Raw genomic sequence first — 12,978 nt, 5'->3', positions numbered from 1 at the left:
ACAGATGTGGGAGCGGCTGTTAGCCGCGATGCGCCGCGCGGGCGGCGCTCGATCTCAAGAACACTGCCAGGATCAAGGCAGGCACCTGACAGCCTTGATGCGATTTCGTGGCAAGCGTTCAATTACGCCTTCAGCCAGGCACGCCACCCTCCCCACTCGCTGATATCCCGCGCCCCCTCCAGCCCATAGCCGTCACAGACGAAGCCGGTCTCCCAACGCCCGTCACTCAGCTCGACCTTGCCCAACCCCAGCGGCGCCGGGATTTCGCTGAGGAAGGCGCCAAGGGCAGCGCTGGGCAGTTGCCAGACTTCCACGGCAATGGCCACGCCCCCGCTGGCCACCCGCACCATCCCCGGACGCTGCACCGGTCCGCCAGCCAGGGCGTAGAGACGGTAATGAGGCGAGCTGACGGTGGCCTCGACCAGGGTCGCGCCACGCTGCTTCAACTGCCAGTTGAGTGCCAGCCCGTCCAGGTGGGCACCACAGACCACCACCTTGACCTGATCGTTGCGCGCTGGTCGAGGCGGAGTGTCGAGCCCTTGATAGGCGCTGGCGAGGCTTAGCAGGTACTGATCGGTGAAGACTCGGCCAAACAGGGTCACGCCCCAGGGCAGACCGCTGCCCATGAAGCCGCTGGGCACCGCGACCGCCGCATAGTCCAGCAGGTTCATGAAGTTGGTGTAGTAACCCAGTTCGGCGTTGCGCAGCACCGGTTCCTCGGCCAGCTCGGCCAGGGTCACCGGGCGGCCGATGGTCGGGGTGACGACGCAATCCAGGCCGACCAGCAGGCGGTCGCATTCGGCCTTGAGCTGCTGTAGCCGGTATTGGGCGCGGAAGGTGTCGACGCCAGTGACCTGCGGCGCCTTGGCCAGTACCGCATGGATCACCGGCAGCACCGCCTCGGGCTGCTTGCGCGCCAGCTCGCCGACCACACTGTAGCGCTCGGCCACCCAGGGGCCTTCGTACAGCAAGCGCGCCGCTTCCAGGAATGGCGAAAGGTCCAGCGTCACCGCCTCGCCACCCAGCGCCTGCAAGCGCTCGACCGCTGCCGCGAACAGTACCGGGCCCTCTTCGCAGCCAAAGAACTCAAGGTCCTCAGCCCTTGGCACGCCGAAGCGGAACTTGCCGACCCGGCCAAAGGCGCTGCCCAGGTTCCAGCCGGCATTGGCCCGGCTGTATTCATCGCGCGGGTCCTGCACCGCCAGCAGTTGCAACAACTGGCTGGCCTCCGGCGCGGTGGCGGTGAAGGTGGTCACGCAGTCCAGGGTGCGGCAGGCCGGAACCACGCCGGCGGTGGAGATCAACCCCTTGCTCGCCTTGAGGCCGACCAGGTTGTTCAGTGCTGCCGGAACCCGACCCGAGCCCGCCGTGTCGGTGCCCAGGGCGAAACTGGCCAGGCCCAGGGCCACGGTCAGCGGCGATCCGGCACTGGAGCCGCCCGAGGGATAGTTCTCCAGCACGCTGTTGATCGAGGCGCCATAGGGCGAGCGCGTGCCGTTGAGGCCGGTGGCGAACTGGTCGAGATTGGTCTTGCCCAGCGGCACCGCGCCCAGCTTGATCAACTGCTCGACCACCGTGGCCGAGCGCTCCGGGGTATAGGCGAAGGCCGGACAGGCTGCCGTGGTCGGCACACCGGCAAGATCGATATTGTCCTTGATGGCGAACGGCACGCCGTACAGCGGCAGGCTCTCCAGCGCCGCGTCATCCAGCGCAGCCAGATAGGGCTCCAGCTCGTCGACGCTGAGCAGGTGGATAAAGATGTTGTAGCGCGGATCGAGCTGCGCCGCGCGCTCGCGCAGGGCCAGGATCAGTTGGCGCGGCGACTGCTCGCCCGTGGCGTAAGCCTGGCGCAGTGCGTCCAGTTGCAGATTGACCTTCATGCTTGCTCTCCTTCCAGAACCACTACCCGTTGCCCCGCGCGCACCGCCGAGCCCGGCTCGACCCGCACTTCCCGCACCACCCCGGCACAAGGCGCCAGCAGCGGGATTTCCATCTTCATCGACTCCAGCACCACCAGCGCATCGCCTGCCGCGACCTGCTGGCCGACCGCAACCTGGACCTGCCAGAGATTGCCGGCGACGGCGCTCTCCACGCCGATCTGCCCCGGCGGCAAAGGCGCCTCCTCGCCCACCTCGGCCACCGCCTCGGTGGACTCGAAATGCGCCTGACCGCTGTCGATCCAGCGCTGCCGTTCGGCAGCGAAGGCCGCCTGCTGCTGGTCGCGGAAGACCTGGATGCTGCTGGCTTCCTCGGCGAGGAACTGCTGGTAGTCGGCCAGACGCAACTGGCTCGGCTCGATGCTCAGGTCGAAGCGCCCCAGGGGGAAGTCGCGACGAATGCGCTCCAGCTCTTCGGCGCTGACCGGGTAGAAACGGATCTGGTCGAAGAAGCGCAGCAGCCACGGTTTGCCATCGAATGCCGCGACTTCGCGGTAGCGGTTCCACATCTGCAAGGTGCGCCCGACGAACTGATAGCCGCCCGGCCCTTCCATGCCGTACACGCACATATAGGCGCCGCCGATGCCCACGGAGTTTTCCGCGGTCCAGGTGCGCGCCGGGTTGTACTTGGTGGTGACCAGGCGATGCCGCGGATCCAGCGGCGTGGCCACCGGCGCACCGAGATAGACGTCGCCCAGGCCCATGACCAGGTAGCTGGCGTCGAACACCGTGCGCTGCACCGCGTCGAGGTTCGGCAGGTCGTTGATGCGACGGATGAACTCCAGGTTGCTCGGGCACCAGGGCGCGTCCTTGCGCACCGTGGTCATGTATTTCTCGATGGCCAGCTGGCAGGCCGGGTCGTCCCAGGACAGCGGCAGATGGACGATCCGTGACGGTACTTGCAGGTCTTCGGCGGCACATACGGTCTGCCACTCGGCAGCGACGATCTCCAGCAGATGGCCGAGGGGCAGGCGCTCCGGCTGGTAGTGCACCTGCAACGAACGAATGCCCGGGGTCAGGTCGATCACGCCCTCCAGCGCCCGGGCCTCCAGCGCCTGCATCAGGGCGTGGCCACGGAAGCGCAGGACCAGGTCCAGTTCGGCCGCGCCGATTTCCAGCAGCAGGTGGGTGTCACCGGCGACCCGGGCGACCAGGCGGGTATCGTCCTGGCCGATATCCAGGACGATGGGCGACAGCAACTGCTGTTCCGCCGTTTCCTGGGCAGGCTCCGCCAGCAGCCCGGCGCAGGCCAGTTGCCGGGCGTGTTCCAAGGAGGTCGGGATGAAGCGCACCTTGTCCCCGGCCTTGAGCTGGCCAAGCTGCCAGAGGTCGACCTCGATCACCGTCACCGGGCAGACGAAGCCGCCCAGGCTCGGGCCATCGGGGCCGAGGATCACCGGCATGTCGCCAGTGAAGTCCACGGCGCCGATGGCATAGGGGTTGTCGTGGATATTCGACGGGTGCAGGCCCGCCTCGCCGCCATCGGCGCGAACCCACTCGGGTTTCGGGCCGATCAGGCGCACGCCGGTGCGACTGGAGTTGAAGTGCACTTCCCAGTCGGTGGCGAAGAAGGTGCGGATGTAACTGGCGGTGAAGTATTCCGGCGCACCATGAGGACCGTAGATCACCCGGATATGCCGGACCGAGGCCAGGGCCGCTTGCTCTGGCAGCGTTACACCGGCCGAAGCGTCGCTCAGCGCTGCCAGGTGCAGCACATCCCCTGCCCGCAGCGCGCGGCCGCCATGGCCGCCGAACTGGCCGAGCATGAAGGTGCTCTGGCTGCCCAGGTACTCCGGCACCTGGATGCCGCCACGGATGCACAGGTAGGCCCGGGCGCCCGCACCGGCGATAGTGCCCAGGGCCAGGGTGCTGCCGGCCTTGACCAGCAGGCTGGTGTTCATCGCAACCGCCTGGCCGTCGAGGGTCACCGGCAATACTGCGCCGGTCACTGCCAGCACCGCGTCGCAGTTGAAGCGCAGGGTCGGCCCGTTCATGGTCACTTCGAGTCCCGCAGTGCCTTCCGGATTGCCGAGCAACTGGTTGCCCAGGCGCAGCGCACGACTGTCCATGGGGCCGGACGGCGGCACGCCGACGGCCCAGTAGCCGAGGCGGCCGGGATAATCCTGCACACTGGTCTGAGTACCGCCGCTGAGCACTTCGAAGGTATTGGCGCGGTAGGTCAGGCCTTCCAGGCAGCGGGTCCAGGGCTGGCCGCTGACGAAAGGCGTGTCCTCGAGGATCTGCCGCAGGTAGTCGCGGTTGGTCTCGACGCCGTGGATATGGCTGTCGCCCAGGGCGCGGTGCAACTGCTTGCGGGCCTGCTCACGATCGGCGGCCCAGACGATGACCTTGGCGATCATCGGGTCGAAATACGGCGGGATCTCGCAACCAGCACTGACCCAGGTATCGATACGCAGCGCCTGGCCATCCGCCTCGGGAAAGGCCACGGCGGTGAGCAGGCCAGGGCTGGGCTGGAAGTCCTTGCCCGGATCTTCCGCATACAGGCGCGCCTGCACTGCGTGCCCCTCGGGGCGCAGGTCGGCGGCCAGTTGGCTCAACGGCGGCAGGTCACCGGCAGCCAGCTCGATCATCCAGCGCACCAGGTCCACGCCCCAGACCTGCTCGGTGACGCCGTGCTCGACCTGGAGACGGGTGTTCACTTCAAGGAAATAGAAACGCTGAGCATCGCTGTCGAAGACGAACTCGACGGTGCCAGCGCTGCGGTAATTGACGGCACGAGCCAGCCTGATCGCCGCCTCGCACAGCGCCTCGGCCATGCCCTCGGGCAGGTTCGGCGCCGGGGTTTCCTCCAGCACTTTCTGGTTGCGCCGCTGCACCGAGCAATCGCGCACGCCCAGGGCAAGGACCTCGCCAGCGCCGTCGCCGAACACCTGCACTTCAAGGTGACGGGCGCGTTCGATGTACTTCTCGATAAACACGCCGGCATCGCTGAAGTTGTTCTGCCCAAGGCGCTTGACCGCCTCGAAGGCTTCTTCCAGCTCCGCCGCCGAGCGGCACACGCGCATACCGATGCCGCCACCGCCAGCGGTGCTCTTCAGCATCACCGGGTAGCCCACCGATTGCGCGGCCTGCAAGGCGTCGTCGAGGCTGTCCAGCAGGTCCGTACCCTCCAGCAACGGCAGGCCCTGCTGGCGTGCCAGGTCGCGGGCGGTGTGCTTGAGGCCGAACAGGCGCAGTTGCTCCGGCGTCGGGCCGACGAAGACCAGCCCGGCGGCTTCGCAGGCTTCGGCGAAGGCGGCGTTTTCCGAGAGGAAGCCGTAGCCGGGGTGAATGGCTTGCGCGCCGCTCTCTTTCGCGGCGGCGAGGATCTTGTCCACGGCCAGGTAAGTGCCGGCCGCAGCGCCCTGCCCCAGGCTGATGGCCTGGTCGGCTTCGAGGATATGGCGGCTGGCGAGATCGGCTTCGGAATAGACGGCGACGCCCTGCACCTTGAGCGTGCGCAAGGTACGCAGGACACGACAGGCAATGGCGCCACGGTTGGCGATCAGCAGTTTTTCGAACATGACAACGTCCCCGAAGGGGTTGCGGGCCGTCCCGCAGTTGTTTGGAGGTCTCGGGGTCGTCCCCGGACGGCAATCAGGCGTGCTTGTCGGCTTTCAACTGGCCGAAACGGGCCTGGCAGGCACTGAAGAAGCACAGGCGCAGCTTGCGCAGCAGGGTTTTCAGTTCCATATCAGCAGTTCCGCCGGGGTCGGGTTGTAGCCGTTGCAGGGGTTGTTCAGTTGCGGGCAGTTGGAGATCAGCACCATCACGTCCATCTCGGCCTTGAGCTGCACGTACTTGCCGGCGGCGGAAATGCCGTCCTCGAAGGTCAGGCCGCCTTCCGGGGTGACCGGGACGTTCATGAAGAAGTTGATGTTGGGGCTGATATCGCGCTTGCCCAGGCGCCCGTCGTGGCAGCAGGCGCGCAGGTAGTTGTCGCGGCAGCTGTGCATGTGGCGCTTGTCCAGGGCGTAGCGCACGGTGTTGCTTTCCTGGGCGCAGGCGCCGCCGAGGGTGTCGTGGCGACCGCAGTTGTCTTCGACGATGGTCAGCATCGGCCGGCCGAGGTTGGAATACAGCACGCTGCCGACGCCGAGGTAGACATTGCCCTGACGCCGCAGGGTGCGTTGCACGTCATAGCGCTCGCGGGGGTTGGCGACACTGTAGAACAGTGTGTCGATGGCCTGGTTGCCTTCCAGGTCGAGGATGCGCAGGGTCTGCCCGGCCTTGACCTCGGTGAGCCAGGGCTCGCCAGCGGGGATGGTGGCGCGGTAGATCGCGGTGTCTGCTTGCAGGTTCGAAGTCATGACAAGGGCCTCAGGCGAACAGGCGTTGGGTGTTGATGAAGCCGCGCTCGTTTTCCGGGCGCGAGGTGCGGCAGTGCTCGGCGACGCTGGCATCGGCACGGGCGAAGGTCAGTTGCAGCGGCTTGGGTGCGTACTGGCTGGACGGGTCCATCGGGTGCTGCAGGGCGGTGACGATGAACAGGGTGTCCATCGGCGCGTACAGGGTGATGGCGTCGCCGGGCTGCGAGTTGCCCTCGATGAAGTGCAGGCTGCCGTCGGCGCCCACATCGACGCGGCTGAACAGGTTGAGGGGCATGGTCAGGTCGGACAGCTCCAGGCCCCATTTGCCCATTTCCACCAGCAGATTGTCGGTGCCATTGCGGTGGAAGCGGTTGCGCAGTTCCTGGTAGCGACCGGTGCCGTATTTCTCCTGGACTTCCTCGGCATTGAGCACGCCGCCGATGCTGTCGCTCCAGCCGCAGCTGTCCTCGGTGATCGCCGCCAGCACCCGGCCCATGTCCGAGTACAGGCAGTGGCCGGAAGTGAGCTTGGCGGTGTGCTGGCACTTGAGCGAGTCGGGCAGGTTCAGGCGTTCGCTTTTTTCATGGGCGTTGAACAGCATCAGGCTGACGTTGGCGCCGCCTTCCAGGTCGGTGAAGCGCACCTGCTGGCCGCGCTTGAGGACGAAGGACAGGTGGCCGCCACCGGGCAGCAGGTCTTCGGCGAAGACGTTGGAATCGCTCATGGTTAACCTCTTGCTTGCGAGTGAAGGAGTTCGGCCAGCGCGTCGCCCCGGGCGCCGAGGCGCTTGCCGTTGAGCGGCAGGTCGTAGGTGACGCGGGAACCGAACGCGGTGGGCGCATGGGGGTCGTGGCGCACCTTGTCGAAGACCAGCAGGCGGGTGCCGAGGCTGAAGCCTTCGCTCAGGTCGTGGGTGACCATGAACACGGTCAGCCCGGTCTCGTGCCAGAGTTCGAGGAGCAAGGCATGCATGTCCTTGCGGATCCCCGGGTCGAGGGCGCCGAAGGGTTCGTCGAGCAGCAGCACCTTGGGCTTCATGATCAGCGCCTGGGCGATGGCCAGGCGTTGCTGCATGCCGCCGGAGAGCTGGCTGGGGTATTTGTCGAGGGCGTGGCCGAGGCCGACCTTGTGCAGCAAGGCTGCGGCCTGCTCGCGAGCTTCACGCTTGGCACTGCCAAACAGGCGTCCGAGCAACGGTGCGCGCGGCAGTTCCAGGCCGAGGGCTACGTTGTCCAGCACGCTCAGGTGGGGGAATACCGAATAGCGCTGGAACACCACGCCCCGGGTGGGATCAGGCTCGGCGACCAGGGGCTGGCCATTGAGCAGGATCTGCCCGCGACTCGGCCGTTCCTGGCCCAGCAGCAGGCGCAGGAAGGTCGATTTACCGCAGCCCGAAGCACCGACCATGGTGCAGAACTCGCCCTCGGCGATACTCAGGTTGAGGCCTTCCAGCACCACATGGCCGTCGTATTCCTGCCAGACGTTATTGACCTGGATAAAGCTCATGCCCGTGCCCCCTCGTACCAGGGGAACGCACGGCGGGTCAGGGTCTTGAGCAGCCAGTCGGTGAGCCAGGCGAGCAAGGTGATCCACACCACGTAGGGCAGGATCACGTCCATCGCCAGGTAGCGGCGGACCAGGAAGATCCGGTAGCCCAGGCCATCCTCGGAAGCGATGGCCTCCGCCGCGATCAGGAACAGCCAGGCCGAACCCAGCACCAGGCGCAGGGAAATCAGCAGGCGCGGCAGCAGTTGTGGGAGTACCACCCGCAGGATCAGGGTCCAGGTGCTGGCGCCAAGGGTCTGCGCCTTGATCAGCAGTTCGGCGGGAATCTCCCGAACGCGCTGCTCCAGGTCGCGGGCGAGGACCGGGGTGATGCCGATGACGATCAGCATCACCTTGGACAACTCACCGAGGCCGAAGACGATGAACAGGATCGGCAGGATCGCCAGCGGCGGAATCATCGACAGCACCACCAGCAACGGCGACAGCGGCGCGCCAAAGAGCGGCACCGTACCTGCGGCGATGCCCAGGCACAGGCCGACCGCCGCGCTGATCGCCAGGCCGACGCCGAGGCGTTGCAGGCTGGAAGCAGTGTCCTGCCACAACAGGTAATTACCGCTGCGCTTGTCCTCGACCAGGGCCATGCGCTGCACCGCCGCACCCATCTGGCTGGCGCTTGGCAGCAGCTTGTCGTTCGGGTTGTCGGCCAGGCGCTGCGCCGAACCAACGAAGTAGGCACACAGCACCAGGGCGAACGGCAGCAGCATCAGCAGCAGCCGCGACGGGCGATCAGGATGGCGGTTGATCAAACGCATGGTCTGCTCCTCGCTCACAGCGAACCGTCGACGGCCATGCGCACGTAGGTCGGGTCGAAGCGCAGCTTGAGGTTGTTGCGGTTACCGACGATGACGTCGTTGGCGAAGCTCATGCCCACCGCCTTGCTGTCCTGGGCGCCCTCGCCGAGCAGGCCGTGGTCGAAGGAGAAGCTGGCGACCTTGTCCATGGTCTTCGGCAGTTCGGCACTGCTGACGAAGGTCAGTGCGGCCTTGGGCGTATCGAACAGGTAGGTGGTGGAGAGCTGGCGCTCGAAGCCGTCGACGTCGGTGCCGGAGGCCTTGGCCATGTGCTCTACGGCCTTGGTGCGCTCGGGCGAGTCGCCGGCGATCAGGTCCATTACCTCGTACCAGGCGCCGGTCAGCGCCTTGCCCAGGGCCGGGTTGTCCTTGAGGGTCTGGGTGTTGACCACCATCAGGTCGAGGATCTCGCCGGGGATGCGGCTGGAATCGAAGACCTGGGTCACGCCCGGCTTGTTGCGCACTTCTTCGAGCATCGGGTTCCAGGTGGTCACCGCCTGCACCTGGGCGGTATCGAAGGCGGCAGCGATATCGGCATCCGAGGTGTTGATCACCTTCAGGTCCTTCTCGCGCAGTCCGGCGGAATCCAGGGCGCGGGCCAGCAGGTAATGGGAGACCGACAGCTCGACCAGGTTGACGTCCATGCCCTTGAGGTCGTTCACCGTCTTGCCTGTGCCCTTGAGCACCACACCATCGTTGCCGTTGGAGAAGTCACCGACGATCAGCGCAGTGCTGTCGACGCCGCCGGCGGCGGGGATGGTCAGGGCGTCCATGTTGGTCATCGAGCAGCCGTCGAACTGGCCGGCGGTGTACTGGTTGATCGACTCGACGTAGTCGTTGACCTGGGTGAGCTTGATATGGATACCGTACTTGTTCGCCCATTTATCGACGATGCCCTCGGCGGCGGCGTACTCCCATGGCATCCAGCCGGCGTAAATGGTCCAGCAGATATCGAAATCGGTCTTGGCTGCGGCATTGGCGGCAGGGCTGGCGGACAGGGCCAGGCCGGCAGCGAAAAGAGCGCAAAGCAGGGACTTTGGCATGGAGGGACTCCAGTTGACGGTGGGCGGACCGGGAGCAGCACGACACTCATTGCAGTGAGTGGTCTGTCTCCCGGGCTTTTATCCCGCCGTGTAACCTCGAACTGGAGGTCGTCGGCTCTCGGTCCAGTCGCCCGCCTAAGCGGACCGGAACCCTAGCCGACCTATTTTCGAATTGTGGTGCAATCTAGCTCGCGCTACTCCCGCACACAGGAAGTAATGCCAGAGGCGTGCCAAGTGCTGGAGAGTGGCGTTTGTGCCGGGTTCAGAGGGGGTTTGGAGCAACCGGAGGTGGTTTGACCCGCCGACCGCGCCCGGTATTGGAGCGTGATGCACACTGACGGGGCACGGCGATGGCGAAGTGATTGACTAACTGGCAGCGGGCAGCACGGTGCTCATGAGAAAGGTGGCTGCGGGTGCGATCAGGACGCTCAGGTTGGCCTCCAAAGCATCCATGGCGCTGAAGAACACCACCGCGAGCAGGGAAACGCCGGTCCACAGTCGCCGCCTGGGGGTAAATCGGCTTCGGAGTTTCTGTAGTTGTTTGCCCATCTGTGCTCTATCCCGTTTCCTGAAAATCATTACCTGGTGGCATCTGACCAGCAGATGTTGATTGTGTTCATGGCTATGTCTGGTCTCGCCAGGTTTTGCAAAGATCCCCAGTCAGTCCAGTGCACCGTTGAGCACCTCATAAACGATGCCTGTCGCTACCGCAACCAGAATCAGGTCGACACCCACCTGCATCCATTCATAGCCGTCATACCGAGGCAACTGCCCCAGCAAACGCCCGTCCAGCTTCTTCGCTATCCCGGGTGGCAGCGGTTTGCCACGGGCAAGGTTCTTTTGCACGCCTGGCGGTAGCGCGCTTCCCCGACTCCAGTAGTCGCGATGGCCATCGATGATGCCAATGACATGGCTGCGGTTGACCGAGGGGCCCTTGCGCCAGTCGCCATGACTGGCGTCATGCTTGCCGCCACCGGGCTTATCGTGCCCCTTGCCATGCTGGCCCTGATCCGGGCCTTTTCCGCTGCCCGGGTCGGCGAAGGAAAGGCAGGGAGAAAGGATGAGGGCAAGCGACGTGAAAGTAGCGACGGCGATACGGGATCCGGACATGAGGAGCCTTCCTGCAAGAGATGACTACTCAAATGTAGACGCAACTTGCAGGCATGAAAAAGCCCGCCGAAGCGGGCTTTCTCGTTGCAGCGGGTAGATCAGTCGTCCGAGCTCATGATGCCGAACAGTTGCAGCAGGCTGACGAACAGGTTGTAGATCGATACATACAGGCTGATGGTCGCCATGATGTAGTTGCGCTCGCCGCCGTGGATGATCTGGCTGGTCTGGAACAGGATGCAGACCGACGAGAACAGTACGAAGCCGGCGCTGATCGCCAGTTGCAGGCCGCTGATCTGGAAGAAGAAGCTCGCAACCACTGCGCCCAGCAGGACGAAGAAGCCAGCGGTGATGAAGCCGCTGAGGAAGCTCATGTCCTTGCGGGTGATCAGCACGTAGGCCGACAGGCCACCGAACACCAGGGCGGTCATGGCGAAGGCCGAGCTGACCACTTCGGCGCCACCGGACATGCCCAGGTAGCGGTTGAGGATCGGGCCAAGCAGGAAGCCCATGAAGCCGGTCAGGGCGAAGGTCGAAACCAGGCCCCAGGCGGAATCACGCAGCTTGGCGGTGAGGAAGAACAGACCGTAGAAACCGATCAGTACGACGAAGATGTTGGGATAGCCGACGCGCATCTGCTGTGCAACGAAGGCCATGACGGCACTGAAGACCAAGGTCAGGGCCAGCAAACCGTAAGTGTTGCGCAGGACCCGGCTGACTTCCTGCTGTTCGGCCTGAAGGCCGTGGCCTACGACATAATCCTGTTCGCGCATGGCGACACTCCTGTGGGTTTTGAAACGTTGAGTTGCAAAGATCATATCAGACCCTTGGAAAGCAGCCACGCAGAGAGTTTGACAGCTTGTTTCATTTCGGTATGATGGCGCCCGCATGACAAAGTGGAAGCGTGGCCGAGTGGTTTAAGGCAACGGTCTTGAAAACCGTCGATGGGCAACTATCCTAGAGTTCGAATCTCTACGCTTCCGCCACACTTCTTCATTAAAGCCCTGATTTTTCAGGGCTTTTTTGTTTCTGTCGTATTTTTTCCCATCTTCTTTCTCGCACAAAAAGGCCCCTGCCTCGACGCCAGCGCTGTTTGCGCTGATACCGAAGCAAGGGCCATCACGAACTGTGCCTTTATACGCTGAGCATCACCCCTTGGATTGCGAATCGAGGGCTACCACGTCCTGGACCTGATCATCCGCCCGACGCGCATAACGTTGTGCCAGCGAGGCACAGACCATCAGCTGGATCTGGTGGAACAGCATCAGCGGAAGAATCAGCACACCGATGCTGCTGCCGGCAAACAGCACCTGCGCCATGGGCACACCGGTCGCCAGGCTCTTCTTCGAGCCGCAGAACAGGATGGTGATGCGATCTTCGAGACTGAAGCCCAGCCACTTGCCAAGCAAGGCGGTGATGCCCAGCGCCAGCGCCAGCAGCAAACAGCATCCCAGAACGATGCCGACCAGGACCAGGGGCGGCACTTGCTGCCACAAGCCACCCACCACGGCAGCACTGAAGGCCGAGAACACCACCAGCAGGATGGAGCCCTGGTCAACGAACTTGAGCCATGCCTTGTTCCGCCCAACCCACTCGCCAATCCAGCGCCGCGCAAGCTGACCTGCCACGAACGGCAGGAGCAACTGCACACTGATCTTGCCGATCGCATCAAGGGTCGAACCGCCATCGCCATGCACGCCCATCAGCAAAGCCACGAGCACTGGCGTGATGAAGATGCCGATCAGGCTTGAGGCGGCAGCGCTGCAGATCGCTGCCGGAATGTTGCCTCTGGCCAGCGAGGTGAAGGCGATGGCCGATTGAACCGTCGCCGGCAAGGCACACAGGTACAGGAAGCCCTTGTACAGCTCATTGCCTACCAGCGGCAGCAGCACAGGCTTCAGTGCCAGACCGAGCAGCGGGAACAGCACGAAGGTGCACAGGAACACCAGGGAATGAAGCCGCCAGTGCCCCGCGCCCGCGACAATCGCTTGTCGCGACAGCTTCGCACCATGAAGGAAGAACAGCAGGCCGATCGCAAGGTCGGTGATCCAGTCAAATGCAACTGCGATCTGGCCCTGCGCCGGAAGGAAGGTCGCGGTAAGCACCACCGCAACCAGGGTAAGTGTGAAGTTGTCGGGTAAAAGCCGAGAACGAGCCATAACGAAGATCCTGACGCCAACATGTGTCTGTGGATCTTAGGGCGGCAGCGGCGTATCCGGCTAAC

General features: G+C 64.5%; 11 protein-coding genes, 1 tRNA gene and 1 riboswitch. Of the genes, 1 reads left to right on the top strand and 11 read right to left on the bottom strand.

Annotation, left to right across the window (positions count from 1 at the left end; translation table 11 throughout):
* Positions 1-122: 122 nt before the first annotated feature.
* From atzF to ACODSK_RS21825, 10 genes are all read right to left on the bottom strand, one after another.
* Entirely contained in the window at positions 123-1,880 is a 1,758-nt protein-coding gene (gene atzF, locus ACODSK_RS21870; RefSeq protein WP_489019098.1) for an allophanate hydrolase, read from the bottom strand.
* Positions 1,877-5,461, bottom strand: coding sequence for an urea carboxylase (uca, locus tag ACODSK_RS21865; protein WP_489019097.1), 3,585 nt, complete (start codon positions 5,459-5,461; stop codon positions 1,877-1,879). The genes atzF and uca overlap by 4 nt, the downstream gene beginning before the upstream one ends.
* Before the next feature lie 159 nt (positions 5,462-5,620).
* A complete protein-coding gene (locus tag ACODSK_RS21860) occupies positions 5,621-6,247 on the bottom strand; it encodes an urea amidolyase associated protein UAAP2 (protein WP_489019096.1) in 627 nt (208 codons plus the stop codon).
* A 10-nt stretch (positions 6,248-6,257) separates the two neighbouring features.
* Entirely contained in the window at positions 6,258-6,971 is a 714-nt protein-coding gene (locus tag ACODSK_RS21855) for an urea amidolyase associated protein UAAP1 (protein ID WP_489019094.1), read from the bottom strand.
* A gap of 2 nt (positions 6,972-6,973) precedes the next feature.
* Complete coding sequence (locus tag ACODSK_RS21850) at positions 6,974-7,753, bottom strand: ABC transporter ATP-binding protein (RefSeq protein ID WP_489019093.1); 780 nt, start codon at positions 7,751-7,753, stop codon at positions 6,974-6,976.
* Positions 7,750-8,565, bottom strand: a complete 816-nt coding sequence (locus tag ACODSK_RS21845; RefSeq protein ID WP_489019091.1) for an ABC transporter permease — start codon at positions 8,563-8,565, stop codon at positions 7,750-7,752. Before ACODSK_RS21845 ends, ACODSK_RS21850 begins: the two co-directional genes overlap by 4 nt.
* Positions 8,566-8,579: 14 nt before the next feature.
* The gene (locus ACODSK_RS21840; RefSeq protein ID WP_489019089.1) at positions 8,580-9,647 is read right to left on the bottom strand and encodes a putative urea ABC transporter substrate-binding protein; all 1,068 of its coding nucleotides are present in this window, start codon (positions 9,645-9,647) and stop codon (positions 8,580-8,582) included.
* 65 nt (positions 9,648-9,712) lie between these two features.
* Positions 9,713-9,814: riboswitch (guanidine-I (ykkC/yxkD leader) on the bottom strand.
* 199 nt (positions 9,815-10,013) lie between these two features.
* Positions 10,014-10,196 carry a hypothetical protein gene (locus ACODSK_RS21835; protein ID WP_489019087.1) on the bottom strand — a complete coding sequence of 61 codons (183 nt, stop codon included), beginning with the start codon at positions 10,194-10,196 and terminating at the stop codon, positions 10,014-10,016.
* 111 nt (positions 10,197-10,307) lie between these two features.
* Positions 10,308-10,757, bottom strand: a complete 450-nt coding sequence (locus ACODSK_RS21830) for an anti-virulence regulator CigR family protein (RefSeq protein ID WP_489019086.1) — start codon at positions 10,755-10,757, stop codon at positions 10,308-10,310.
* Between the two features lie 98 nt (positions 10,758-10,855).
* Positions 10,856-11,527 (bottom strand): Bax inhibitor-1/YccA family protein, encoded by a 672-nt coding sequence (locus tag ACODSK_RS21825; RefSeq protein ID WP_489019084.1) that lies wholly within the window; start codon positions 11,525-11,527, stop codon positions 10,856-10,858.
* 125 nt (positions 11,528-11,652) lie between these two features.
* Between ACODSK_RS21825 and ACODSK_RS21820 the strand changes: the two genes are divergently transcribed.
* Positions 11,653-11,740 (top strand) — tRNA-Ser (locus tag ACODSK_RS21820).
* 162 nt (positions 11,741-11,902) lie between these two features.
* Here the strand turns inward: ACODSK_RS21820 and ACODSK_RS21815 are convergent.
* Positions 11,903-12,913: a bile acid:sodium symporter family protein gene (locus tag ACODSK_RS21815; RefSeq protein ID WP_489019082.1), complete on the bottom strand. Its 1,011-nt coding sequence runs from the start codon at positions 12,911-12,913 to the stop codon at positions 11,903-11,905.
* Positions 12,914-12,978 lie beyond the last annotated feature (65 nt).

The organism is Pseudomonas sp. FG98 (genome assembly GCF_057808595.1).
The sequence above is the reverse complement of the archived record's forward strand: the minus strand, read 5'-3'. Positions and strand labels throughout refer to the sequence as shown.